Origin of the sequence: Uliginosibacterium paludis (assembly GCF_039631355.1) — a bacterium.
Lineage (GTDB): Bacteria > Pseudomonadota > Gammaproteobacteria > Burkholderiales > Rhodocyclaceae > Uliginosibacterium > Uliginosibacterium paludis.
On sequence record NZ_JBDIVF010000002.1, the window covers coordinates 393,594 to 417,654 of the forward strand.

At 67.2% G+C, this 24,061-nt stretch carries 20 protein-coding genes; all 20 read left to right on the top strand.

The window, feature by feature from the left end; translation table 11 throughout:
• Nucleotides 1–77: 77 nt before the first annotated feature.
• The 20 genes from ABDB87_RS06820 (at nucleotide 78) to ABDB87_RS06915 (ending at nucleotide 24,024) form a co-directional block, all read left to right on the top strand.
• Complete coding sequence (locus tag ABDB87_RS06820) at nucleotides 78–1,484, top strand: undecaprenyl-phosphate glucose phosphotransferase (protein WP_345925326.1); 1,407 nt, start codon at nucleotides 78–80, stop codon at nucleotides 1,482–1,484.
• 78 nt (nucleotides 1,485–1,562) lie between these two features.
• The gene (locus ABDB87_RS06825; protein ID WP_345925328.1) at nucleotides 1,563–1,724 is read left to right on the top strand and encodes a hypothetical protein; all 162 of its coding nucleotides are present in this window, start codon (nucleotides 1,563–1,565) and stop codon (nucleotides 1,722–1,724) included.
• 18 nt (nucleotides 1,725–1,742) lie between these two features.
• Nucleotides 1,743–3,074 carry a hypothetical protein gene (locus ABDB87_RS06830; protein WP_345925330.1) on the top strand — a complete coding sequence of 444 codons (1,332 nt, stop codon included), beginning with the start codon at nucleotides 1,743–1,745 and terminating at the stop codon, nucleotides 3,072–3,074.
• Nucleotides 3,075–3,082: 8 nt separating this feature from the next.
• Entirely contained in the window at nucleotides 3,083–4,411 is a 1,329-nt protein-coding gene (locus tag ABDB87_RS06835; RefSeq protein ID WP_345925332.1) for an oligosaccharide flippase family protein, read from the top strand.
• The gene (locus ABDB87_RS06840; RefSeq protein ID WP_345925334.1) at nucleotides 4,408–5,340 is read left to right on the top strand and encodes a glycosyltransferase family 2 protein; all 933 of its coding nucleotides are present in this window, start codon (nucleotides 4,408–4,410) and stop codon (nucleotides 5,338–5,340) included. Before ABDB87_RS06835 ends, ABDB87_RS06840 begins: the two co-directional genes overlap by 4 nt.
• A gap of 11 nt (nucleotides 5,341–5,351) precedes the next feature.
• The gene (locus ABDB87_RS06845; protein ID WP_345925336.1) at nucleotides 5,352–6,776 is read left to right on the top strand and encodes a hypothetical protein; all 1,425 of its coding nucleotides are present in this window, start codon (nucleotides 5,352–5,354) and stop codon (nucleotides 6,774–6,776) included.
• Nucleotides 6,773–8,026 carry a glycosyltransferase family 9 protein gene (locus ABDB87_RS06850; RefSeq protein WP_345925337.1) on the top strand — a complete coding sequence of 418 codons (1,254 nt, stop codon included), beginning with the start codon at nucleotides 6,773–6,775 and terminating at the stop codon, nucleotides 8,024–8,026. Before ABDB87_RS06845 ends, ABDB87_RS06850 begins: the two co-directional genes overlap by 4 nt.
• On the top strand, nucleotides 8,023–9,099 hold the full coding sequence (locus ABDB87_RS06855) for a glycosyltransferase family 4 protein (RefSeq protein WP_345925338.1): 1,077 nt from the start codon (nucleotides 8,023–8,025) through the stop codon (nucleotides 9,097–9,099). The genes ABDB87_RS06850 and ABDB87_RS06855 overlap by 4 nt, the downstream gene beginning before the upstream one ends.
• Nucleotides 9,096–10,133: a glycosyltransferase gene (locus ABDB87_RS06860; protein ID WP_345925339.1), complete on the top strand. Its 1,038-nt coding sequence runs from the start codon at nucleotides 9,096–9,098 to the stop codon at nucleotides 10,131–10,133. The genes ABDB87_RS06855 and ABDB87_RS06860 overlap by 4 nt, the downstream gene beginning before the upstream one ends.
• Nucleotides 10,130–11,236, top strand: a complete 1,107-nt coding sequence (locus ABDB87_RS06865) for an acyltransferase family protein (protein WP_345925341.1) — start codon at nucleotides 10,130–10,132, stop codon at nucleotides 11,234–11,236. The genes ABDB87_RS06860 and ABDB87_RS06865 overlap by 4 nt, the downstream gene beginning before the upstream one ends.
• Nucleotides 11,223–12,227 (top strand): acyltransferase family protein, encoded by a 1,005-nt coding sequence (locus ABDB87_RS06870; protein WP_345925343.1) that lies wholly within the window; start codon nucleotides 11,223–11,225, stop codon nucleotides 12,225–12,227. Before ABDB87_RS06865 ends, ABDB87_RS06870 begins: the two co-directional genes overlap by 14 nt.
• A 19-nt stretch (nucleotides 12,228–12,246) precedes the next feature.
• Nucleotides 12,247–13,359 (top strand): glycosyltransferase family 4 protein, encoded by a 1,113-nt coding sequence (locus ABDB87_RS06875; RefSeq protein WP_345925345.1) that lies wholly within the window; start codon nucleotides 12,247–12,249, stop codon nucleotides 13,357–13,359.
• Nucleotides 13,356–14,399 carry an acyltransferase family protein gene (locus ABDB87_RS06880; RefSeq protein WP_345925347.1) on the top strand — a complete coding sequence of 348 codons (1,044 nt, stop codon included), beginning with the start codon at nucleotides 13,356–13,358 and terminating at the stop codon, nucleotides 14,397–14,399. The genes ABDB87_RS06875 and ABDB87_RS06880 overlap by 4 nt, the downstream gene beginning before the upstream one ends.
• 33 nt (nucleotides 14,400–14,432) lie before the next feature.
• On the top strand, nucleotides 14,433–16,601 hold the full coding sequence (locus ABDB87_RS06885; RefSeq protein ID WP_345925349.1) for a GumC family protein: 2,169 nt from the start codon (nucleotides 14,433–14,435) through the stop codon (nucleotides 16,599–16,601).
• Between the two features lie 75 nt (nucleotides 16,602–16,676).
• Nucleotides 16,677–18,566, top strand: a complete 1,890-nt coding sequence (locus ABDB87_RS06890; protein WP_345925351.1) for an MFS transporter — start codon at nucleotides 16,677–16,679, stop codon at nucleotides 18,564–18,566.
• A gap of 132 nt (nucleotides 18,567–18,698) precedes the next feature.
• Entirely contained in the window at nucleotides 18,699–19,886 is a 1,188-nt protein-coding gene (locus tag ABDB87_RS06895) for a multidrug effflux MFS transporter (RefSeq protein WP_345925353.1), read from the top strand.
• Nucleotides 19,887–19,983: 97 nt separating this feature from the next.
• Entirely contained in the window at nucleotides 19,984–20,955 is a 972-nt protein-coding gene (locus ABDB87_RS06900) for a potassium channel beta subunit family protein (RefSeq protein WP_345925356.1), read from the top strand.
• Nucleotides 20,956–21,044: 89 nt separating this feature from the next.
• Nucleotides 21,045–21,635 (top strand): RdgB/HAM1 family non-canonical purine NTP pyrophosphatase, encoded by a 591-nt coding sequence (gene rdgB, locus ABDB87_RS06905; protein ID WP_345925358.1) that lies wholly within the window; start codon nucleotides 21,045–21,047, stop codon nucleotides 21,633–21,635.
• A gap of 9 nt (nucleotides 21,636–21,644) precedes the next feature.
• A complete protein-coding gene (locus ABDB87_RS06910; protein WP_345925360.1) occupies nucleotides 21,645–23,669 on the top strand; it encodes a DUF1631 family protein in 2,025 nt (674 codons plus the stop codon).
• A gap of 40 nt (nucleotides 23,670–23,709) precedes the next feature.
• Nucleotides 23,710–24,024 carry a DUF2782 domain-containing protein gene (locus ABDB87_RS06915; protein WP_345925362.1) on the top strand — a complete coding sequence of 105 codons (315 nt, stop codon included), beginning with the start codon at nucleotides 23,710–23,712 and terminating at the stop codon, nucleotides 24,022–24,024.
• Nucleotides 24,025–24,061 lie beyond the last annotated feature (37 nt).

The window sequence follows — 24,061 nt, forward strand, 5'->3', positions numbered from 1 at the left end:
CGGCGCACCCCGCGCCGTGCCACATTGATGTCATCTATGCTTGTTTCCATGCTGATTCGGCCGGGAGGGGCTCAAGCATGCAGACGTCTGCTTCTTCAATTTCATGGTCCGGAGAAACCGATAATCTCCGCTCGCGATTCCCTGTTGTCGGGGTCGTCGAGACCCTGCTCGGCCCGACGCTGGCCGTGGCCATGCTCTATGTGAGCACCGTCCTGCATGGCGAGACTTTCGGCAGGCAGTATTTCGCGCTGGCGCTGCTGACCTTCCTTCTGCTCTTCCCCGGCATCCTGCGCATCTCCGAAAACCACTGGCGGATGGCCGCCAAGGCTTCGCTCGCCTGGATGCTGCTCTGCGGCACACTGATGCTGATCGGCCATGTCACGCATTTCAGCGAGTACTTCAATGCTTCCGTGATCCTGACCTGGCAGGTCTCCACCCTCGGGGTGCTGCTGGTGGCGCACGAAATCGCACGCCAGTGGCTCACGCGCACGCTCGCCCACAACGCCAGCCGGGTCGTGATCGTGGGTGCCAACGATACCGGCATCGAACTTGCCTCCCACTTCGAGCAGGACCGCTACGTCGGCTCACGCTTCCTCGGCTTTTTCGATGACCGGCCGCGCGAGCGAATGGGCCTGCAAATCGGTAATCGGACGGTTCTCGGAAATCTTGAGGATCTTTCCGGCTATGTGAAGGACAACGCGGTGAACCAGATCTACATCGCGCTGCCCATGGCCTCGCAACCGCGGATCCTGTCGCTGCTCCAGCAGCTGCGCGATACGACGGCCTCGATCTATTTCGTGCCCGACCTGTTCGTGACCGAACTCATCCAGGGAAGGGTGGAGCATGTGAGCGGCATTCCGGCCGTCGCGGTCTGCGAAAGCCCCTTCACCGGCATCAACGGCATCATCAAGCGGGCCGAGGATCTGATCATCGGTGGCCTGATCGTTCTGATGATCTCGCCGCTTCTGGCCGCTGTCGCGCTGGCGGTAAGGCTGAGCTCGCCCGGTCCGGTCATCTTTGCCCAGCGCCGTTACGGGCTCGATGGCAAGGAAGTCATCGTCTACAAGTTCCGCTCGATGACCGTTACCGAAGACGGTGACAAGGCCTACACCCAGGTCAGCAAGGGGGACGCTCGCGTCACGAAGGTCGGCGCCTTCATCCGCAAGACCTCGCTCGACGAGTTGCCGCAGTTCATCAACGTGCTGCAGGGCCGCATGAGCATCGTCGGGCCCCGACCCCACGCGGTCGCGGTGAACGAGAAATACCGGACCCAGATCTCGGGCTACATGGTCCGCCACAAGGTCCGGCCCGGCATTACCGGCTGGGCGCAGGTCAATGGCTACCGCGGCGGCGACGACCTCGAGCACATGACCAAGCGCATCTATTACGACCTGCAATACCTGCGCAACTGGTCCCTCGCACTGGACCTCCGGATCATCCTCAGGACGGTCGGACTGGTTGCAAAAGACAGCTCGGCCTACTGATTCACGACACGTTTCCAACAAGACCTGCCGCACTGCGAGCCGGCCCGTTTGATCCTGCAACTCCCCTGGAGAACCCTCATGAACCTCGTCCTTCGCTGTGTTTTCGCCTGCATCGCCTGCCTTGGCTTTGTCATCATCAGCCATTCCCCGAATCCCCAGGGCACGACCCCGGTCGCGCAGGACGCATCCGTCAGCACGGCCGCGCCGGCGATGACCGCGCGCGTCGACCGCAGCCAGTAAGCGCCGCGAGGCTGCAGCATGGACACGCGCCCTGGCTGGATCGCGCTGCTGGCGCTGGCGCTATCGACGGCCCAGCCCGCCCGGGCCGGCGATGGCAGGTTCGGTGACACCCTGTGCCTGAATGTGAAGTTCGCCCAGGGGCAGCCGCTCGACGACCTGCCGATGCTCAAGGACCTTGGCGTACGCTGGGTTCGCGACACGGTGCCGTGGTTCGACATCGAGCCCTCGCCGGGCAAGTACGTCGACTTCCCTCCCGCGCTGGCTCAGCGGCTTGAGTATTACCGCAAGAACCGGATCGGCCTTGTCATGCTGCTTGCCTACGAAAACGCGCGCGCCTATCCGGACACCCCGCAGAAACCGCACAACTCCATCTCGCCCGAGGCCTATGGCCGCTATGCCGCGGAGATGGCGCGCCGCCTGAAAGCGATGGGTCTCACCTTCATCATCGAGCTCTGGAACGAGCCGCACAACAGTCTCTACCACACGCTGGGCGGGAACTGGAATGCGGCACCGCCCTCGCCCTGGGTCGATCACTATCTGGCGATGGTTGCAACGGCTACGGCCCAGATCAAGAAAGTAGACCCCGCCATCAAGGTGATCAACGACGATGACATGTGGGTCATCCACTACCACTTCCTGGCCGGCGGGCTGACCCGCCAGATTGATGGCCTGGGCGTACACCCCTATACCGGAGGCGACATGCCGGAACTCACGGCAGTCACCCATGACACCGACTGGACGCGCCCCTATACGGTCGTCGACGAAGACCGCAGCTTCGGCTCCGCGATGCGCCGCCTGTTTGCCTTCGGGGAGCAGAAGCTGGGCAAGCGGCCCGAAATCTGGCTCACCGAATGGGGCTGGGGCGTGGGCGAAAACTCGCCGCTGGGGCCAGTTCGCGAGGAAACGGTTGCAGGCTACCTGCCGCGCGCCTTCATCCTGGCAGCGGCGGCCGGTGCAAAAGCCACCTGCTGGTTCAGCAGTCAGGATTCGGTGGATGGTCCCATGGGCCTGACGGAAAACGGCGGCCGCAAGCGGGCCGCCTATGCCGCCTACAAACAGCTGAACGCCGAACTGGGTGCTTCGCGCTACATCTGCCAGCTGCCATCGAGCGGCCCGGCCAACTCCCGGCAGCTGTCCTTCCTGTTCCAGGACACCCGGGGGCCGATCGTGGCCAGCTGGCGCGCCATGCCGGCCCTCTCCGACAGCGGCCGTGTGGATTACCAGCGCCCGGCGGTCGCTCCGGCATGCGCGGCCCCTTCGGCCATCGAGCCCGTCAAGCCTGACGCCACCCCCGGCAGAAAAGCTGCCACCACGGACGTCGCCCTGAACGTTCCGGACACGCTGCAGTGAGGCCGGACATGTCAGGTCTTTCCGGTTTTCCGACCACCGCCGACGGCATGCCCATGCCGGCGGACAGCACGCCGCCGGTCCGCAGCGGCCGCGAGCGGGCGGATCTTGTCTTCGTCTATGCGGCCTACGCCCTGCGCTATGTCTATCTGCTGGTACTCACGCCCTTCTACGGGCGTGTACTCGGCGTAGACGGCTATGCCCAGGTACTGGCCGCGATGTCACTGATGAACATGGTCTGGCTGTTCGTAAGCTGGGGCTTCGTGCCGGCCGGCGGGCGCGAGATTGCCACCGCTTCGCGCAGCACCTATGGCGACATCTTCTGGCGCCATTTCTCGGCCCGCACGCTGCTGGCCGGCCTGGCCCTGGTTGCCGGCATCGTCGCCAGCTTTGCCTCGCCCGTGCTGGCGCGCCAGCCCCTGATCGGCGTCTGTGCCGTGCTGCTGGGCATCGTGTCGGCCTATAACCTCGGCTGGTATTTCACCGCCAGCCAGCGGCCGCGCGCAACGGTCAAGCTCGAAGTGCTGGGCTTCATCCTGAGCCTGGTGCCCATCCTGCTGCTGGTCCGCCACAAGGATGACGCCATCATCGTGCTGGCCTGCCTGCTCGTCTCGGCCTTCCTCTCGCTCCTGCTGGCGCACTGGTGGGTCAAGCGGGAAATCCTCCCGCTGCGCTTCGTACGCGAGCGCGGCCTGAAGCTGGTGTCGGAGACCAGCACCCTGTTCATCTACAACTGCAGCTCGGCCATCCTGGTCGCATCTTCCACCTTCCTGCTGAGCCTGCTCGCATCGAGCAGCGAAGTCGGCCACTTCGGTGCTGCCGAGCGGCTCGTCAGTGTCGGCCTGAGCGTCATGGGCCCGGCAGGGCAGATCTTCATTCCCCGGATTACCGCGCTGTTCGCGCGTGACGAGCGCGCCGCCTATGGCGAAATCCGCAAGGCCCTGGTGGTGCTCTTCGGCACCGGCGTGGCCGGGCTGTGTTTCAGTCTGGCGCTGGGGCCCTGGATCGTTCCGCTGATTTTCGGCCAGGGCTTCGCGGGCAGCGTACCGATCCTCAGGATGCTGGCCTGCGTGTTCCCGCTCGCCGCGCTGACGCTGATCATCGGCAACTACATCCTGGTCCCGCTTCACCAGGAAAAGATCCTTACCCGCATCACGATCGGCGGCGCCGTGCTGAACCTGCTCATTGCCATTCCGGCCTCGCTGGCCTGGGGCGCGATGGGCATGGCGGTGGCACGCGTGGTCGGCGAAGCCGTCGTGGCCAGCCTGCTGATCCATGCCCTCTGGCGCATGGGCATCCTCGGGCGGCTTGTTGCGGATTTTTCCCGGAGAAAATCATGAACGGACAGGCCATGCAAGGCTTCGTGATCGTTGCAACCAAGGGACGAGCCGTCGAGACCTTCCACCTGCTCGACAGTCTCGCCAGCCAGACCCTGGCGCCGCTGCACATCCTCATCGCCGGCAGCGAGCCGGCCGACATTGCGGGGCTCGACCGCCATCCGCTGACACTGGCCGGCAAGGCCAGCACGCTGATCGCGCCGCGCGCAGGCCTCACCATCCAGCGCAATGCAGGGCTCGACGCGCTCGCACGGCTGGCGCCGACGCTCACCGCCGATCCCTGGTTCGTGGTCTTCTTCGACGACGACTTCCGGCCCGCTGCCGACTGGCTCGAGCACTGCAGCCAGCGCTTCAGCACCTCGCCGGATGTCGCGGGCATATGCGGCAACGTTCTGGCCGATGGCATCCGCACCACCGGTTTTGATGAAGGGACGGCCCGAGACTACCTGATCGGCCGGCGCCCGCCTGAAGCCCACTGGGCCCATCGCACGCTGACCGAACTCGCCGACGGACTGTACGGCTGCAACATGGCCTACCGCGACACGGTGGCCCTTGCTCAGCGCTTCGACGAGGATCTGCCGCTCTACGGCTGGCAGGAAGACATCGACTACGCTGGCCGCGCGCGCAAACTGGGCCGCCTCGTCTGCGATCCGGCCTGCCGGGGCGTGCATATGGGCGTGCAGGGTGCGCGCACGAGCGGCGTCCGGTTTGGCTACTCGCAGATTGCCAACCCGGCCTACCTGATCCGCAAGGGCAGCATGCGGGCCGGTTTCGGCACGCGCCTGGCCTGCCGCAACATCGCCTCGAACCTGTTCAACACGCTGCGCCTGAACCGGCGCAAGGACTATTCCGGACGCCTGCGCGGCAATCTCCAGGCGCTCTTTGATGCAGGTCTGGGCAAGCTTCACCCGACACGCATCCTCTCGCTCTAGGACGACACGACATGGCGCTCGAGTGGATCGGCATGGTGTTTCTGGCGGTGGCCATGGTGTTCCTGTGGTCACGGCCGGAGCGCCTGCTCGGCCTGCAGATCGTGGCGACCGTGTTCGGCGGCAGCGCCGCGATCAGCCTGCCTGCACTGGGCGGCACCACCGTGGCGCCGGCGCTGCTGTGCCTCGCGATCCTGTCGGTCTGCATCCTGAAATTCGGCCATCTCAACAACCTGTTCGAAAGCATGGCGCCGGGCAAGGCGGGTTTCTGGCTCCTGCTGCTGACGCTCTGGGGCATCCTCTCGGCCTCGGTGCTGCCGCGCCTTTTCAGCGGCGATGTGAGCGTGGTCTCGATGAATCGCGCCGCCTTCGGAGCCGGTGACGGTGTGCCGATCGATCTGCTGTCCCCCGGCTCGGGCAACATCACCCAGCCGTTGTATGTCGTCGGCGAACTGGCGGTGTTCTCCGTCGCGCTGATCTTCCTTCAGCTTGAAGACGGATTGAGGCTCGCCGCGCGGGCAGTGATCTGGGTAGCCGGGCTCAATGTGCTGGCTGCCTGCATCGACCTCTTCGGCTTCTACAGCGGCCTGGGCAATCTGCTCGAACCGCTGCAGACGGCGAGTTTCGCCTTCATGCCGGAGGCCGCCTTCGCCGGCATCAAGCGCATCAACGGCACCTTCCCCGAAGCCTCCGCATTTGCCGGCTTCACACTGCCGGTGCTGGCCTTCTGCTATGTGCTCTATCGCGAAGGCCTGTGGCGCCGCACGACCGGCCCCCTGGCACTGGCCAGTCTGGTCGTCCTGCTGCTCTCGACCTCCAGCGCCGGCTATGGCGGCATTGCGCTCTATGCCGCCTGCGCAGTGGCAGTTTCGCTGGCAAGCGGTCTGCGCCAGGGCGGCAAGACCCATGTCGGCCACTACATGGCCCTGGGCGCCTGGGGCGCGCTCGCCATCACGATCCTGCTGCTGGCACTGCCCTCGTTGCGCGAGCAGGCCTGGACAATTATCGAGAGCACGCTGCTCTACAAGGGAGAGAGCTCCTCGGCCATGGAGCGCGGCGAATGGAACCTGGTGTCATGGAACGCCTTCCTCGACACCTGGGGGCTGGGCGTCGGGCTCGGCAGTGCGCGCGCCTCGAGCCTGCCGATGGTACTGGTCTCCAACCTCGGTCTGCCCGGCACCCTGCTCTTCCTGGCCTTCATCTGGCAGGTCCTGCTCGGCCGCTTGCCCGCCGGCATCGACCCGCAGCACCGTGCCATCACGAAGGCCGCACGCCATGGCGTAGGCGCCGCCCTCATCGTGGCGGTGCTGGTCGCCTCGGTGTTCGACCTCGGTGTGCTGTTCTACGTGTTCTGCGCGATCGCGTGCACGCCGGCCATGCTCTACCGACCGGTGCGCGAGCCGGCCGCGAACACCCGCCTGGCAGGAGTCGCCGCATGAACGCCACACCCTCCCCGCACGCCATGCAGCCTCCGCCCCGCCTGACGCCGGATGGCCGGCCGCTGCGCAGCGGCCTGTCGCGGGGGCGTTACCTGTTCTTCAACCGGGCGCAGCATGTCTTCATGCGGGTCTTTGACGCGCTCACCGGGCTGTCACGCCGGCTTGAAACGGGGCCGGTCAGTGTTGCCGCGCCTCGCCGCGTGCTGCTCTGCATGCAGGCCCACATCGGCGATCTCATCTACGCCAGCGCGGCCATTCCGGTACTCCGCGCCACCTGGCCGGAGGCAAAGATCGATTTCCTCGTCCACCCCGCCGCCGCCCACCTGCTGGCCGGCCACCCCGATCTGGACCAGCTGCATGTGCTCACGCACTGGAAGCTCGACCGTTCGGGCCAGCCGCTGTGGCGCAGGATGCTGAACTACCTGCGGCAGCGTCGTGGCCTGCTGCACCAGCTGCGGTCGCGTGATTACGATCTCGCCATCGATCTCTACGCCTACTTCCCGAACAGCGTCCCGCTGCTGCGTGCGGCGCGCATCCCGGTCCGCCTGGGCTGGGCGAGCGGTGGCTTCGGCGGGCTTCTGACCCATGCCCGGGACTGGCAGCTGCCGGGCCTGCATGTACTCGAATGGCATCGTCGCCTGCTGGCAAGCATCCCGGCCTGCCAGGCGCATCTCGACGCCCTCGCACCTTCTTTTCCGCTGGTGCCGGAAGCTGTCGCACGTTGCCGCGACCAGCTCGCCGCAGCCGGCGTCACCGCCAGCTATCTGTGCTTCCATGTCGGCGCGGGGGGCGCTTTCAAGCAATGGCATGAATCGGCCTGGATCGCGCTGGCCCGTGACGCGGAACGCCACGGCCTGCCGATCGTGCTGCTGGGCTTCGGCCGGGAGGAAGAAGCCCTGGCCGGACGCATTGCAGCCGCCGCCCCGGGCGCCGTCAATCTGGCCGGACGCCTCGCCTTCGCCGAGCTCGCAGCCTGCATCGCCGGTGCCCGCCTGTTTGTGGGGCTCGACTCGATGGCCATTCACCTTGCAGCCGCGTTTGGCGTGCCCCTGGTCGGCATCCAGCCCGGCATCATGGATGGCAGCTGGCGGCCCGCCAGCAGCCGGGCACGGATCGTGACCACGCCGATGCCCTGCTCGCCCTGCTTCCTGCCCGGCGGCTGCAGCCGCATGAGCTGTCTGCGTGACACGCCCGCCAGTGCCGCGAGCCTGGCGCTCGATGATCTGCTGCGTCCTGGAGTGAGCTCATGAGCGCGTCCGGCGAAATCCTCATCAATGGCCGCTTCCTCGGCCGACGCCCCACCGGCGTGGATCGCTTCGCGCATGAACTGCTGCGCGCACTCGACGAGCTGATCGGGCTGGCGCCCGCCGGCACCAACCCGCCGCGCTTCAGGCTGCTGGTGCCGAGCGGCGTGCTCACCGAATTCCGCCATATCCCGAGCGAGCAGGTCGGCCAGCGCCAGGGCTTTGCGTGGGAACAGATCGACTTGCCGCAGGCGGCCCGCGGGCGCCCGCTGCTGAGCCTGTGCAATGCCGCGCCGCTCTTCAAGCGCGCCCAGATCGTGACCATCCATGACGCCGCGCCGGCCCGCGTCCCCGAGTCCTACGGCTTCCGCTTCCGCCTCTGGTACCGACTGCTGATGCCCTGGCTGGGCCGGCTCTCGCGCCGCGTGCTGACCGTGTCGGAATTTTCGCGCCGGGAAATCGCGGCGGCCTATGGCATTCCCGGCAACAAGATCCGGGTGTTGCCCGAGTCCGGCGAACACATGTTGCGGGTAACGCCCGACACCGCCATCCTGGACCGCCTCGGGCTGCATGCCCGACCCTTCGTGCTGGCCGTCAGCAGCATGGTGCCGCACAAGGATTTCGCCACGCTGGTCCGCGCCGCCGAGCAGCTGGGTGACCAGGCCGGGTTCGACGTGGTGATTGCCGGGGGCACCGATCCGCGCATCTTTGCCGGTGCCCGCCTGCCCGAGTCGGTCCGTCATGCCGGCTATGTCAGCGATGGCGAGCTGCGCGCGCTCTACGAGCACGCGGCCTGTTTCGTCTTCCCCTCCTATTACGAGGGCTTCGGTCTGCCACTGACCGAGGCCATGGTACTGGGCTGCCCGGTGATCGCGGCGCGGGCCGCCTCGATTCCCGAAGTCTGCGGTGAAGCCGCCCGCTACTTCGAGCCGGGCAATGATCGCGAGCTGGCTGCCCTGCTCGAAACGAGTCTGGCCGACACGGCCTGGCAGCAGGCCGCGCGGGAAGCCGGCAAGCTGCGCAGCGAACGCTGGCGCTGGTCGCTGGCCGCACATGCGCTGCTCGAGGCGCTGCCATGAGCTCCGCGTCCCCCTTTCCGCCCGCCAGCGTTCACGTGGTGACGGTCACCTATGGCGATCGCTGGCGCCTGCTCGAGCAGACCATCGAAGCAGCGCTGCATGAAGGGGCCGGTCATGTGACCGTGGTCGACAACGGCGCGGCCGACAACACCGCAGCCCAGCTGCAACGGCGCTTCGATGAGCGCGTGAGCCTCATCCGCCTTGAGCGCAATCTGGGCTCGGCCGGCGGTTTTCATGCCGGCATGCGCGAAGCGATGCGGCATCCGCACGCCCTCCTGTGTCTGCTGGATGATGACAATGTCTTCACGCCGGGCGCCCTGTCGAGAATGCTGGCCACGCATGCGGAAGGCCTGCGGACCACGGCCGCGGACGCACTGGCCGTACTGGCGCTGCGTGACGAGCACTTTGTCGCCGAGTCGCTCAGCAGCAGCGATTTCTCGGGCCATGCCGACGCCTATCTCGGCTTCCGCATCCTCGATCTGCCGGCCAAGATCCTGAACCATCTCCATCCTGCCCGGCGTCGCGCGGCGGCGGTGCCGGCCATGCCGGCGGAGCTGCGCTGGGCGCCCTGGGGCGGGCTGCTGTTTCACCGCCAGGTGCCCGAACGCATCGGTCTGCCCCGCGCCGACTATGTGCTCTACAACGACGATATCGAGTGGAGCATGCGACTGGTGGCGGCCGGCGGCCGGATCGTGCTCGATAGCCGGGCACGGATCGAGGACGTGGACAATTCCGGTCATTCGGCGGCGATCTATCCGAACGTATTTGTCTCCCTGCTCTGCGGCAGCAGCGATTTCCGGACCTATTACGAGTTCCGCAACCGCTGCAATCTCGAGCAGCAGCAGGGCCATTACGGGCTCATGAACCGCCTCAACCGGGCCATGTTCTGGAGCCTGCTGGCGGGCTGCGCGCTCGCCTGGGGCCGGCTTGGCCGGCTGCGCCTGCTGCGTGCCGCGATGCATGACGGCGAAGGCGGCCGCATGGGGCTCAGCGAACATCATCCGCTGCCAAACCACCGTGGAGGTGCGGCTTGACGACCCCATCCGCCGCGCCGCTTGCTGCACGCGAGATCTGGATCGACGCCCTCAAGGGCTTCGGCGTGGCGCTCGTCGTCTTCGGCCACAATCCGGAGCTGGTCGGCTACGGCGCGCTGCGCGGGCTGATCTATTCCTTCCACATGCCGATGTTCTTTGCCCTGAGCGGCCTCACGCTGTGCGCGCTGCGACCGGCGCAATGGGCGCAGCGGACGCTCTCGCTGCTGTGGATCTACGCCATGCTGTCGCTCGTTTTCCTGCCGCTCGCGCTGATGCATGACGGCAATTTCATCCCGACTCCGCAACCGGTCCTGCCCAACATCCTGGCCGGTATTGCCTATGGCGTCTCCAGCACGATCCGGATCGATACGCTGTGGTTTCTGCCCGTACTCGCCCTGGGTTGCCTCCTGGCCTGGCCGATCGTGAGTGCCTGTGAGACACGGATCGGCGACGAGCGTCGCCGCGGCTTCGTGCTCTTCGGCCTCGCGCTGCTGCTGGTCACGCTGGGCAGCGCTGGCCTGCATGACATCGACCGCAGCCCCATGACCAAACAACTGGCCTGGGCCGGCGCCGGAACGCAGCGTCTGTGGCCCTGGACGGCGAATATCGTCCCCTTCATTACCGGCTTCATCCTGCTCGGACGCGCGCTGGTCCGGCTGCCTGAGGCCCGGCCGGCCGTGGCCGGCGTCGCAATCGCTTGCCTCGGCCTGCTCTGGATCGGCTGCTTCCTGCGCTCCGGTGCCGGCATGCTGCCCTGGACGCTCGATCTCTCCCACGCCCAGATCGGCCCGGATCCGGCCTGGACCACCCTGGCCGCGCTCGCCGGCTGCACCTTCTGGATCCTGCTGCTGCGCCGCTCCGGCCAGCAACTGCGCTTTGCCGCCTGGATCGGTCGCAGCAGCCTGGCGGTCATGGTGCTGCACCCGATGATTCAGCACAGCCTGAGCCGGATCGGGGGCGGCATCGGCCCCTGGCTGGGCTTCACCGGCGGCCTGCTGATTCCGGTCGTCCTGGACCGGGCGCTGCTCAACCGGCACAGCCTCGGGCAGCTCTTCTTCTATCCACGCAACTTCCTGAGAAAACACCAGCATGGCTTCCGTTGAAGCACAGTCAGGCAAGGCACGCCTGGGCTGGCTCGACGCAGCACGCGGAGCCGGCATCATCCTCGTCGTACTGGGCCATGTGATCGGTGGCCTGCGCGATGGCGGGCTGCTGCCCGCAGGCGGCTTTTTCGACCGCCTGTTCTTCATGATCTACACCTTCCACATGCCGGTGTTCTTCTGGCTCGCCGGCAGCCTTGTCAGGAGCCGCATCGAGCGCAGCCGGCCCAACTTCCTGCGGGCGCTGCTGATCGGCATCGTCTGGCCGTACTTCCTGTGGAGCTTCCTGCAGAGCGGCCTGAATCACCTGGCGGCGTCCTATACCAACCACCAGTATCCCTTCGATGCCGACCGCGTGATCGCCTTCCTGTGGGCGCCGGCCGCGCAGTTCTGGTTCCTGTATTCGCTGTGCCTGCTGCACCTCTCCGCGCTGCTGCTGTGCCGCCTGCCGGCCTCGGCCGGGCTGGTGATCGCCGTGCTGGTGTCACTGGCCGGCCACCTCTGGATGCCTGACGGCGTCCTGGCCTGGACGATGCAGGTCACCTGGGCCTATTACTGGGGCGCTGCCTGCGCGGCACGCTGCATCTTCCCCGGTGACGAGCGCCTGAAGTCGCTCACGCTGCCGCTGTCGCTGATCCTTGTCGTGCTCTGTGCGGTCGCGTCGGAATACGCCCGGCTCAGCGGGGCCGCCTCCGGCAGTTCCCTCATCGCCTTGCCCGCCACGCTCGGCGGCATGATCGCCCTGCTGCTGCTGAGCCGCCGGTATGGTGAATCCTCCGGCTGGCTGCGCACCCTCGGCCTTTATTCCATGGGCATTTACGTGCTGCATGTGATGGTGGTGGCCGGCCTGCGCATCGTGCTGGTGAAGCTTTTCCATGTCGACAACGCCGCACTGGTGATGCCGCTGCAGATGGCGGCCGGCATCCTGATCCCGATGTTCATCACCTGGCTGGCGCGCCGCCATGACCTCAACCGCCTGGCCGGACTGGGCTGAAACCTGAAAGGAATGCATCTTGAAGATCGCTGTCGTCCATGAATGGCTGGCCACCTACGCCGGCAGCGAAAAGGTGCTCGAGCAGATCCTGCTCATGTTTCCGCAGGCGGATCTCTTTTCGGTGGTGGATTTCGTGCCGGAGAAGGAGCGCGGTTTCCTGCAGGGCAGGACGCCGCGCACCACCTTCATCCAGAAGCTGCCGAAAGCGGCGCGCTGGTTCCGCCATTACCTGCCGCTGATGCCGCTGGCCGTCGAGCAGCACGATCTCTCCGGCTATGACCTCATCATTTCGAGCAACCATGCGGTGGCCAAGGGCGTGCTGACCGGGCCGGACCAGATCCATGTCTGCTACTGCCATTCGCCGATCCGCTATGCCTGGGATCTGCAGCACCAGTACCTGCAGGAGTCCGGCCTCACCCGCGGCCTGAAGAGCTGGCTGGCGCGCGGGCTGCTGCACTACATGCGCCTGTGGGATCTGCGCACCGCGAATGGCGTGGATCATTTCGTGGCCAACTCGGGCTTCATCGCCCGCCGCATCCGCAAGGTCTACCGCCGCGAGGCCGAGGTGCTGCCGCCGCCGGTCGATGTCTCCGGCTTCGCGCTGGCGACGGAGAAGGAAGACTTCTACCTCGCCGCCTCGCGCATGGTGCCCTACAAGAAGATGCCGATGATCGTCGAAGCCTTCTCCAGAATGCCCGACCGGCAACTGGTGATGATCGGCGACGGGCCCGACATGGACCGCTGCCGCGCCGCCGCCGGCCCCAACGTGAAGATCCTCGGCTACCAGAGTTTCGAGTCGCTGCGCAGCCACATGCAGCGGGCACGCGCCTTCGTCTTCGCGGCCGAGGAGGATTTCGGCATCGCGCCGGTCGAAGCCCAGGCCTGCGGCACACCGGTGATTGCCTTCGGCCGGGGCGGCGCGCTTGAAACGGTGGTGGAGAGCGAGGACCCGGCACAGCGCACCGGGCTCTTCTTCGCCGAGCAGGAAGCCGACGCGATCATTGCGGCAGTGGAGCGCTTCGAGCGCGGCCCGGCCTTCGATCCGGCGGTATGTCGCCAGCATGCAGAGAAATTCTCGACCGAGGCTTTCCGCGCCCGCTTCCTCGACATCATCGCCCGGATCACGCGATGAGCGGGAGCCCGTCCTCTGCCCGGCTCGAGGGCCTGCAGCAGCTGCGCTTCTTCGCGGCGCTGCTGGTGCTGATCCATCATGTGCTCGAGGAGCTGCATGCCAGCCCGCTGGTGCAGCTGCCCTATGCACTCACCACCGTGGGCGCCTGCGGGGTGGACATCTTCTTCGTGATCAGCGGTTACGTGATGTGGCACAGCACGCGCGGCTTTGCCGAGGGCGTGTCACCGCTGGGCTTCCTGCGGCGGCGTTTTTTCCGGATCTATCCGATCTACTGGTTCTGCCTCGGCCTGCTGCTGCTGATCTGGGCCAGCGGCATCGGCTACCGCTCGCTGCAGCTCTCGCCAGTGCTGCTGTTTTCATCCCTGAGCCTGATTCCGGGCATCGATCGCGACAGCTCGCTGATCGTCGGCGTGGCCTGGACGCTGGTGTATGAAATGTACTTCTACGCGGTCTGCACGATGGCGCTGTGCCTGCGCCCGGTGCGGCTGCGCCCGCTCTTCATCCTGCTGCTGCTCGGCGGCCTGCCGGTGCTGGCCGGGCTGGCCGGCTGGCACAGCGGCGAGAGCTGGTATGCCGACCCGATCGTGCTGGAATTCTGCTTCGGACTCGGACTCGGCGCCCTGCACGCACCAGCCGGCCGCAAAGCCTGGCATGCACCAGTCCTGATCGCGGCCTGCTTCATGATGGTGGCCGCCTGCCTCTGGTGGCCCGACGCGAAAACGGCCGGCCTGTCCGACAGCGTCCGGTGGCTGGCCTGGGGCGTGCCGGCTGCGCTGATCGTGGCGGTGAGCACCGGTCGTCCCTTTGCGGGTGGCCGTACAGGCCGGTGGCTGACCGGCATGGGAGATGCTTCCTATACACTTTATCTGAGCCACGGTTTCGTCATGATCGTGCTGGCCCGGCTGCTCAAGGGCGCGCTGGCGGAGTCGATGACCGCAGTAGTGGTCGCCGGGGTGCTGGCCGTAATCGGCGCCTGCGTGCTGGGGCGCCTGATGCACGTTCATGTCGAACGGCGCCTCACGGATTACCTGAAACACTAGCGGGCATCCCGAATGCCCCGTGCCGGATCGCCCATGTCCAGACTGGAAGCCCGCTACCTCCGCTTCGAACGCAGTGCGCCTGGCGCCACCGGGCTCTCCGAGCTCGCCGGCTATGCCAGAAGCATCGCACGCAAGCGCTGGCTGGTGCTCGGCTGCGGATGCTTCTGCGCCGCGCTGGCGATCTTCCTGGCGCTGCAGGCCACGCCGCGCTTCGAGTCCACCGCCATGCTGCTGGTCGACGACGAGGGGGGCCGCATCCTCTCGATCGATGACACGACCAGCGAAGGCGCAGGCGGACGCGCGCACTACATGACGCAACTGGAATACCTCCAGTCCTACAAGCTGGGCCTGCAGGTCATCAGCTCGCTGGCCCTGTGGGAAGAACCCGGCTTCGACCCGCGCCGCGAACCGCCTTCTCCGCTCGACCGCCTGCTGGCCCTGGCCGGCCGGCCGCGGCCCCAGCCGGACTGGACCCCGGAACTGCTGGCCGAAGCCTGCTGGGGGCGCTTCGCGAAAAGCCTGCGCATCCTCCCGGTGCCGGAAAGCCGGCTCATCCTGGTGAGCTTCAGTGCCACCGAGCCAGCCTTCGCCGCCCGCGTCAGCAACGCGGTGGTCAATGCCTATCTCGAAGCCCTGCAGGCCACGCGCCTGATGCTCAATGATCACGCCAGCGCCCGCCTGAGCGCCGAGGAAAACCGCCTGCTGGCGCAGCTCGACGAATCGCAGCAGTCACTCCAGTCCTTCCGCAATGCCAAAGGCATGGCCCGGCTGAACGGCTCCGACCAGACCCTGGTCGCCCTGCAGATCGCCCAGCTCACCGGCCGCCTGGCCCAGGCCCACACCCGCCGCGTGACCGCCGAGTCGGCCTGGGAGCAGGCCCGCAACACCGCCCCTGCGGACTACGCACATCTGCCCGGCGTGCAGGCCGGTGCCGGCGTGGGCGAAGCCGCTTCGCAGCTGGATGCCGCGCGGGTCAGGCTTGCCGAGCTCTCCCAGCGCTACGGCCCGGAGCATCCCCGCATGCTCGAAGCCCGCGCCGAAGAAGACACGGCCCGCGCGCATCTGAACCAGCTGAGCCAGCAGGCCGTTGCCGCACTCGAGCGCGACGCCCTGGCGGCCAGTGCAGCCGAAACCGCGCTGCGCACCGAGCTGGCGATCGCCCGTTCGCGCGTGCAGGATCTGAACCGCAATGAAGCCGCGCTCGACACGCTCTCGCTCAATGCCGCCGGCGATCGTCAGCTCTACGACATCACCCGCAACCGGCGCAACGAGCTCAGTGCCCTCCGCGACATCAAGGCCGATCCGGTCCGCCTGATCCAGCCTGCACGACCCGAATTCACCCCGCACCGCCCCTCTCCGCTGCTGCTGGGGCTGGGCGGTCTCGTCGGCGGCATGCTGCTGTGTGCGCTCGCCGTGCTGATCCGGGAGCGTTTCTGGCTCGTGTTCCACGACGCCCAGGAACTCGAGCAGCGCAGCGGGCTGCCGGTGCTGGCGGAGCTCTCGAGCGACGAGGATTTCGATCCCGCCGCGCTGGCGCGCACCACGCTGAACCGCCCCGCCAGCGGCTTTTCAGAAGCGGTCCGCACCCTGCGCTCGGCCGTGCTGCTGAGCGACATCGACCTGCCCTGCCGGCGCATCCTGGTCACCTCCAGCCTGCCCGGCGAAGGCAAGACGACCCTGGCCGCCAACCTGGCCTATTCGCTGGCCGCCACCGGCCGCTGTCTGCTGATCGATGCCGACATGCGCCGGGCCGGCTTGAGCGGGCGACTCGGCCTGTCCCGCGAGCAGGCCGGCCTGAGCGATCTGCTCGCCCGCCCGGAACGCGTGGACTGCATCCACCGCCGCGAGGCCGGCCTGGACCTGATTCCGAGTGGCAGTCTGAGCGAGCAGCCGCTGGAGCTGCTCTCCAGCACCGCTTTCGCCGATCTGCTCGCAGGGCTCGCGCCGCGCTACGACAGCATCGTGATCGACTCGCCACCGCTGCTGCCGGTCAGCGATGCACAGCTGATTGCGGCGCTGTGCGACCGCACGCTGCTGGTGGTGAGGGCGCGCCTGACGCCCTGGTCCGTACTGCGCCGCAGCCTGGCCCTGCTCTCCCGCAGCCGCGCCCGGCCGCTGGGGATCGCCTTCAACGACAGCCGCCGGCCCGAAGTGCAGCACGCTGCCGAGCCGATCGAGCTCTCCGACGCCCTGATGAACTGAGCGCAGCCACACGGCAGCGCCCCTGGACGGCAAGCTGCGCTATGCTCGGTGCGCTTCCCTTTCCTGCCTGCCAACATGTCTTCGCGTGAATCCGGCTCGACCTTTTCGCTGCTTGCCCGCCGCCGTTTCGGCCCGCTCTTCGCAACGCAGTTCTGCGGCGCCTTCAATGACAATGTCTTCAAGAACTCGCTGGTCCTGCTGATCACCTTCCAGAGCGGTGCGGTGTTCGGGCTGGCGCCTGCGGTGGCAGTGCAGCTCGCGGCCGGGCTTTTCGTACTGCCCTTCTTCCTGTTCTCGGCGCTGGCCGGGCAGCTGGCCGACAAGTACGAGAAAACGCGCCTCATCCGCCTGATCAAGCTGGCCGAAATCGCGATCGCCCTGATCGCGGCCATCGGTTTCGTCAGCCGGCATGCCGAGCTGCTGCTCGTTACGCTGTTCCTGATGGGTGTGCATTCGACCTTCTTCGGGCCGCTGAAATATTCCATCCTGCCGCAGCATCTGCGCCGGGAAGAGCTGGTCGGCGGCAATGCCTGGGTCGAGAGCGGCACCTTCGTCGCGATCCTGGCCGGCAGCGTGCTCTCCGGCCTGCTGATGGCCGTCCCGCCGATCGGACCCGAGCTCTGCGGCGGCCTCGCCCTGCTGGTTGCGCTTGCCGGCTATGCGGCCAGCCGCAGGATTCCCGCCGCGCCGCCGCCCGCGCCCGAGCTGAAGATCCATCACAACTTCATCGGCGAGACCTTCCGCAACCTGCGCCTCGCGGCCCGGGACCGCACCGTCTTCACCGGCCTGCTCGGCATTTCCTGGTTCTGGTTCTTCGGCGCCATCCTGCTGACCGAGTTCGCCCCCTATGTGAAAGACACGCTGGGGGGCGACGAGCTGATGGTCACCACGCTGCTGGGCACTTTCATCATCGGAATCGCGGCCGGCTCCTTCCTCTGCGAGCGTTTCTCGGCACGCCAGGTGGAGCTGGGCCTGGTGCCCCTGGGCTGCCTGGGCCTGTCGCTGTTTGCCGCGGACCTCTGGCTGGCCAGCCCGGCCGCGGCGATGCCGACCGATCTCGGCCGCTTCCTTGCGCAGCCGGGGAGCTGGCGCATCCTGTTCGACCTGGTGATGATCGGGGTCTCCGGTGGCTTCTTCACCGTGCCGCTGTATGCGCTGATCCAGAGCCGTTCGGAAGTCGCCGAGCGCTCGCGCATCATCGCCGCCAACAACATTCTGAACTCGGCCTTCATGGTCGTGGCCTCGCTGTGCGCCATGCTGCTGCTGGGCAGCGGCCTCAGCGTGGCCGGGCTGTTCCTGGCCTGCGCGGGCGCCAACCTGGTCGTCGGCGCGCTCCTCTTCCTGCGCGTGCCGGAGTTCTACCTGCGCGCGATTGCCTGGACGCTGACCCATGTGATCTACCGCGTGGAGCGCCAGGGCATGGAACACATTCCGGCACGCGGCCCTGCGGTGCTGATCTGCAACCATGTGAGCTTTGCCGATGCGGTGGTGCTGATGGGCGTGCTGCCGCGCCTGCCGCGCTTCGTGATCGACCAGCAGATCCACCGCACGCCGCTGGTGAGCTGGCTGTTCCGCGCCAGCCGCACGATTCCGGTGGCCAGCGCGCATGAAGATCGCCACAGCGTGCAGCGCGCCTATGACGAGATCGCGGCCACGCTCGAAGCCGGCGATCTGGTTTTCATCTTTCCCGAGGGCCGGCTGAGTCCGGATGGCGAGATCGCGCCCTTCAAGGGCGGGCTCAACAAGATCCTGCGCCGCAATCCGGTGCCGGTGATTCCGATGGCGCTGTCCGGGCTGTGGGGCAGTTTCTTCTCGCGCAAGTACGGTCGCGCCATGACGCGGCCCTTCGTGCGCGGCGCCTTCAACCGGGTGCTGCTCACGGTCGGCGAGCCGCTGGCTCCGGAAGGGCTCACCCCTTCGCGCCTGCGTGAGGAAGTGGTCGCCCTGCGCGGCGAGCGGCCCTGAGCACGCCGCGCCGCAAGACGCGGTGAAGGCGCGTGTCAGACCTTGTCTGACGGACTTTTGCTGCGCCGCATGCTAGGGTTGTGGATTGTGCCGGGGCTCATCACCGGCACGTCCCCTCCCCTCCGCTGCACCATGAAAAACATTTCCTATCCGATGCTGGCGCTGATGCTGGCATTCCTCAATTCCATCGGCCCTTTCTCGATCGACGCCTACCTGCCGGCCTTTCCGGCGATGCAGAAAGCGCTGGCCACCGATGCGGTGGCCATGCAGCAATCGCTTACCGCCTACATGATCCCCTTCTCGGTGATGATGCTGTGGCACGGCTCGATCTCCGACGCGCTGGGCCGCAAGCGGGTCATCGTGGCCGGTCTGCTGGTGTATTTCGTCGCCTCGCTGCTCTGCGCCTTCGCGCCGAACATCCATGTGCTGCTGATCGGCCGCGTGCTGCAGGGCCTCTCGGCAGGCAGCGGCGTGATCGTCGGTCGCGCCGTGGTGCGCGATGTGCTGGAAGGCCCGGCCGCCCAGCGCATGATGTCGCATGTGGCGATGGTCTTCGCGATCGCACCGGCCATTGCGCCCATCATGGGCGGCTGGCTGACCGCAAGCCTCGGCTGGCGCTCGATCTTCGTGTTCCTGGTGCTGCTCTCGGCCGCCCAGCTCTTCATGACCTGGCGCTATCTGCCCGAAACCCTGCCGGTCGAGAAGCGGCAGGCGCTCGCGCCGCGCAACCTCTTCGCCGGCTATCTGGCGGTGCTGGGCAGCGGCCGCTTCGTGCTGATTGCGCTGTCGATGAGTTTCATCTTCACCGGCTTCTTCCTCTACGTCATGTCGGCCCCGGTCTTCCTGATGGATCACCTCGGCCTGAGCGCCACCCAGTTCGGCTATCTCTTCGTGCCGCTCGTGACCGGCATGATCTGCGGCTCCTTCACCGCGGTGAAGCTCTCGCACCGCTACAGCTACGGCAGGATCATCGGCATCGCCTTCTGCGTGTCGGCCTTCGCCGCGGTCTGGAACCTGCTGGCAAACTTCCTGCTGCCCGACACGGTGCTCACCCGGATCCCGCAGCTCGCGCTGCAGAGCTTCTCGATGAACCTGGCCTTTCCCAGCCTTACCCTGATCGCGCTGGACATGTTCCCGCACCGGCGCGGCATGGCGGCAAGCTGCCAGGGCTTCATCCACACCCTGATCATGTCGGCCGTCGCCGGCGTACTGGCCCCGCTGCTGTGGGATTCGACGCGCCAGATGGCGGTGGCGATGGCGGTGATGTGCGCGCTGTCCTTCCTGCTCTACACCGCCAGCCGCAAGCTCGTCCGCGCCTGATCCCGGCGGCTGGCACCCCCGCCCGGCCGGGCGTACATTCGCATTTTTCCGGGCGCCCGCCCATCGCGGGCCGCCTGTCCATTCAGGAGGATTGCAGATGGAATACCGTCGTCTGGGCCGTTCCGGCCTCAAGGTGAGCGCGCTGTCGCTGGGTTCCTGGGTGACCTATTCGAACCAGGTCAATGCCACCAGCGCCCGCGAGATCATGGCCGCCGCCCGCGACCATGGCGTGAATTTCTTTGACAACGCGGAAACCTACGCCGCAGGCGAGTCCGAACGCATCATGGGCGCGGCTTTCCGCGAACTGGGCTGGGCGCGCGAGCACTATGTGGTGTCGAGCAAGTTCTTCTGGGGTCTGAGCGAGGACCCCAATGTGCATCACACGCTCAACCGCAAATACTTGATGGGTGCCATCGACGGCTCGCTGCGCCGCTTCGGTCTGGATTACCTCGATCTGATCTACTGCCACCGCCCGGACCCCAACACCCCGATCGAGGAAACCGTGTGGGCAATGCACGACATCATCTCGCGCGGCAAGGCGCTCTACTGGGGCACCTCGGAATGGAGCGCGGACGAGATCCGCGCGGCCTGGGACATCGCCGAACGCCACCACCTGCACAAGCCGGTCATGGAGCAGCCGCAGTACAACCTCTTCGTGCGCAAGCGGGTCGAGCAGGAATACCGGCGCCTGTACGAGGACATCGGACTGGGCCTCACCACCTGGAGCCCGCTGGCCTCCGGCGTGCTGAGCGGCAAATATGTGGGAGGCATCCCCGCCGACTCGCGCGGCACGCTGCCCGGCTACGAATGGCTGCGCGAACGCCTGGTGAATGCCGAGCGCAACGCGGCGGCGGCCCGCCTCAAGCCGCTGGCCGATGAACTCGGCTGCAGCCTGGCACAACTCTCCCTGGCCTGGTGCCTGAAGCATCCGCAGGTCTCTTCGGTGATCACCGGCGCCTCCCGCGTGGCGCAGGTGGACGAAAACATGAAGGCGCTGGAGATTCTGCCGCGTCTGACGACCGAGATCATGGCGCGGATGGAAGCCGCCTGCGAAACTTGCAGTTCTTGAAATAACACGGGAAATTCCCTCAAGCCGGCCGTCAGACGCATGATCTGTGCGCCTAGAATGGGCGGAATCCCGGATCCGGACACCCAGCCATGAAAAAACTCGTCCTCGCCTCCAACAACGCCGGCAAGCTGCGTGAATTCCAGGCCCTGCTGGCGCCGCTGGGCTGGACGGTGATTCCGCAGGCCGAACTGGGCGTGCCCGAAGCCGAAGAACCGCATTGCACCTTCGTCGAAAACGCCCTGGCGAAAGCCCGCCACGCTTCGGCCCACACCGGCCTGCCCGCGCTGGCGGATGACTCCGGCATCTGCGTGCATGCGCTGGGCGGCGCGCCGGGCGTGCATTCGGCACGGTTTGCCGGCGAACCGAAGTCGGATGCGGCCAACAACGCCCTGCTGATCGAGAAGCTCGCCAGCGAGCAGGATCGTGGCGCTCATTACGTGTGCGTGCTGGTCATGGTGCGCAGCGCCGACGACCCCCAGCCGATCATTGGCGAAGGCGAATGGCATGGCGAAGTCATCAGCAGCCCGCGCGGTGAAGGCGGTTTCGGCTACGACCCCTACTTCCTGCTGCCGCAGATGGGCCAGACCGCGGCCGAGCTCGACCCGGCGCTCAAGAACGCACTGAGCCACCGCGGCGCCGCCTGTCGCCATCTGATCGAACGTCTGCGGGCGCTGGGATAATTTCTTCTCATGGAAACCCGCCAGCTCCTCGAACTCAGCCGCAGCCGCTTCGCCGCCACCCTGGTGCTGGCGCTGCGGGAATGCGGCCTGCGCCTGCCGCCCCTGCTGCAGGCCGTGGAGCGTGCGGCCGGCAGTGCTTTTGACGAGCTGGCCGAGCTGCGCAGCAAGGAAGACTATCAGCGCAAACGCAGCGTCACCGCCTCACGCATCAGCCTGGTCCACCCCGAGGACATGGACCTCACGGTCGACCTGATCAACCTGAGCCATGCGCTGACCGACGCCTGCGAGCGCGAGCTGCCGCGCCTGCACCTGCTCTTCATGCGCCTGCTCGACCAGCACAATGCCGTGCAGGACCAGCTCCCGGTCGGGCCGGAAGCCGTCTGCATCGCGCTGCGTGGCCTGTGTGACTCCGGCGAGCTGCCGCCCGACCTGCGCCAGAACCTGCCGCGCCTGGCCCAGCCGCATCTCATCGAAGCCCTGCGCCTGTTCTATGCCGATCTCACCCGCGAACTGGGCGACAGCGGCGTGGAGCCGGCCTCGCTCACCCGCAGCGGCCAGGCGCCGGCCCCCACGCGTCCGCCCGGGGGCGAAGACGTCTTCGCCGGCCCGCCCGGCAGCCTCGGTCACGGCGGCGGCTACAGCGCCGCCGGCCAGAACGAAGTGCTGGAGTCCGGCCACACGCTGGATGGCCCGCTCGGTCGCCTGCAGAGCCGCCTGATGCGCCGGCAGGCCGCCGGGGCGGGCGCCAGCGCCGCGCCGAGTCTCGACCCGGCCCTGCTCGCCGCCATCATGGAGCGCGTGTTCATCTGGCTCACCGAGCGCCAGCAGAGCGCCAGCACCACCGAAAGCACCAACCTGACCGAACTGCGGCCGCTGCTGCCCGCGCCCAGCAATGCCGCCATCGACGCGATCGGCATGGCCTTCGACGTGCTCGGCAGCGATACGCGGCTCTGCGCGCCGGTGCGCGCGAGCCTCGCCCGGCTGCGCCTGCCGGTGAGCAAGGTAGCGCTCATGGCCGGCGGCTTCCCCGCCAGCCTGGAGCATCCGCCGCGCCGCTTCCTCGAGACCGTGCTGCGCCTGGGCTTCAGCCTGCCGCCGCAAACGGGCGAAGAGCACCCGGTGTGCCAGGCCATCGAGACCGCCACCCGGCGTATCCAGCAGGAATTCGAACTGGACCAGGCCATTTTCAGCGAGGCCGGGGCCAGCCTCGAAGCCCTTGAAACGCGGCTGCTCGCCGCGCACGCCGAAGCCTGCGCAGCGCTGCTGCCGCAGGCGCGCCATGAAGCCCAGCGCGAGCACTCCCGCCATCACGCCGCACGGGCGATCCGGGCGCTGTGCACCGGCACCGATCTGCCGCGCCCGGTCCGCGTGTTTCTGGAGCAGCTCTGGATCCGCGTGCTGGCGGTCATCCACCAGCATGGCGGCGGCGACAAGTCCGGCGCCTGGCTGCGTGCACTCCACACCGCAAACCAGCTGGTCGAAAGCGTGGAGCCGCGCGACATCAACTCGCGCGACGCCCTGCTGAGCAGCCTGCCGCCGCTGCTGGCCGAGCTGCGCGCCGGGCTGGATGCGATCGGCGTGCCCGAAGCCCTGCGCGAGCGGGCCTTCAAGAGTTTCGCCTCGGTTCACAGCGCCATCATTCACGGCCGCAAGCCGGACAACTCGCCCGACAACGACATCATGTCGGCCAGCCCGCCACGCGTGGAGCCGATCAATGGCCTGCCGGGCGCCTTCGTGCTGCGCCTGCCGCCGACGGCCGAGCCCGATCGGGGCCTGCCGGATTGGGTCGGCCAGCTCGTTGCGGGTCAGTGCCTCGACCTCGAAGTGCCCGAACACGGCTGGCGCCGGCTGCGCCTGAGCTGGGTCGAGGGCCATCCGCGCGTGCTGCTCGGCGCCACGCTGGATGGCGACTTCCGCCTCATCCTGCCGGCGCACTGGCTCGGGCGCTCGGGCATTCCGGCGGGCCGGCCGATTCCCATGCAAGCATTGTTCGAACTGGCAGCCGAAACCGCCGAGCAGCGGGCGGCGGGCTAGAATCAAGGCAGGCAAACTCCGCCTGCACCGGGAGATGAACATGAAAAAAACCGCATTTGCCGCAGCCCTTGCGCTGACTGCGCAGCTGGCAATCGCCCAGAAGCTCGAACCGATTCCCGATCCGCCCGCGCCCCCCGGCGTCACTGACGAAGAGCCCGATGTCACCATCCGCCAGCGGGGTGAAGACCGCTATGAGGAATACCGGGTGCGTGGCCAGCTCTACATGATCAAGGTGACCCCCCGCGTCGGCAAACCGTATTACCTGGTCTCGCGCGAGAAAGGCGGCGCCTTCGAGCGCGTCGACGACCTCGACCGTGCCCGCACCGTGACCCAATGGGTCCTCTTCAAGTGGTAAGACCCCACTGAGGCGCCGCCCCGGCCGCCGCCACCCG

Coding starts and splice junctions, on each gene's coding strand:
- ABDB87_RS06820 (WP_345925326.1), top strand. CDS start 78: ATGCAGACGTCTGCTTCTTCAATTTCATGGTCCGGAGAAACCGATAAT.
- ABDB87_RS06825 (WP_345925328.1), top strand. CDS start 1,563: ATGAACCTCGTCCTTCGCTGTGTTTTCGCCTGCATCGCCTGCCTTGGC.
- ABDB87_RS06830 (WP_345925330.1), top strand. CDS start 1,743: ATGGACACGCGCCCTGGCTGGATCGCGCTGCTGGCGCTGGCGCTATCG.
- ABDB87_RS06835 (WP_345925332.1), top strand. CDS start 3,083: ATGTCAGGTCTTTCCGGTTTTCCGACCACCGCCGACGGCATGCCCATG.
- ABDB87_RS06840 (WP_345925334.1), top strand. CDS start 4,408: ATGAACGGACAGGCCATGCAAGGCTTCGTGATCGTTGCAACCAAGGGA.
- ABDB87_RS06845 (WP_345925336.1), top strand. CDS start 5,352: ATGGCGCTCGAGTGGATCGGCATGGTGTTTCTGGCGGTGGCCATGGTG.
- ABDB87_RS06850 (WP_345925337.1), top strand. CDS start 6,773: ATGAACGCCACACCCTCCCCGCACGCCATGCAGCCTCCGCCCCGCCTG.
- ABDB87_RS06855 (WP_345925338.1), top strand. CDS start 8,023: ATGAGCGCGTCCGGCGAAATCCTCATCAATGGCCGCTTCCTCGGCCGA.
- ABDB87_RS06860 (WP_345925339.1), top strand. CDS start 9,096: ATGAGCTCCGCGTCCCCCTTTCCGCCCGCCAGCGTTCACGTGGTGACG.
- ABDB87_RS06870 (WP_345925343.1), top strand. CDS start 11,223: ATGGCTTCCGTTGAAGCACAGTCAGGCAAGGCACGCCTGGGCTGGCTC.
- ABDB87_RS06880 (WP_345925347.1), top strand. CDS start 13,356: ATGAGCGGGAGCCCGTCCTCTGCCCGGCTCGAGGGCCTGCAGCAGCTG.
- ABDB87_RS06885 (WP_345925349.1), top strand. CDS start 14,433: ATGTCCAGACTGGAAGCCCGCTACCTCCGCTTCGAACGCAGTGCGCCT.
- ABDB87_RS06890 (WP_345925351.1), top strand. CDS start 16,677: ATGTCTTCGCGTGAATCCGGCTCGACCTTTTCGCTGCTTGCCCGCCGC.
- ABDB87_RS06895 (WP_345925353.1), top strand. CDS start 18,699: ATGAAAAACATTTCCTATCCGATGCTGGCGCTGATGCTGGCATTCCTC.
- ABDB87_RS06900 (WP_345925356.1), top strand. CDS start 19,984: ATGGAATACCGTCGTCTGGGCCGTTCCGGCCTCAAGGTGAGCGCGCTG.
- rdgB (WP_345925358.1), top strand. CDS start 21,045: ATGAAAAAACTCGTCCTCGCCTCCAACAACGCCGGCAAGCTGCGTGAA.
- ABDB87_RS06910 (WP_345925360.1), top strand. CDS start 21,645: ATGGAAACCCGCCAGCTCCTCGAACTCAGCCGCAGCCGCTTCGCCGCC.
- ABDB87_RS06915 (WP_345925362.1), top strand. CDS start 23,710: ATGAAAAAAACCGCATTTGCCGCAGCCCTTGCGCTGACTGCGCAGCTG.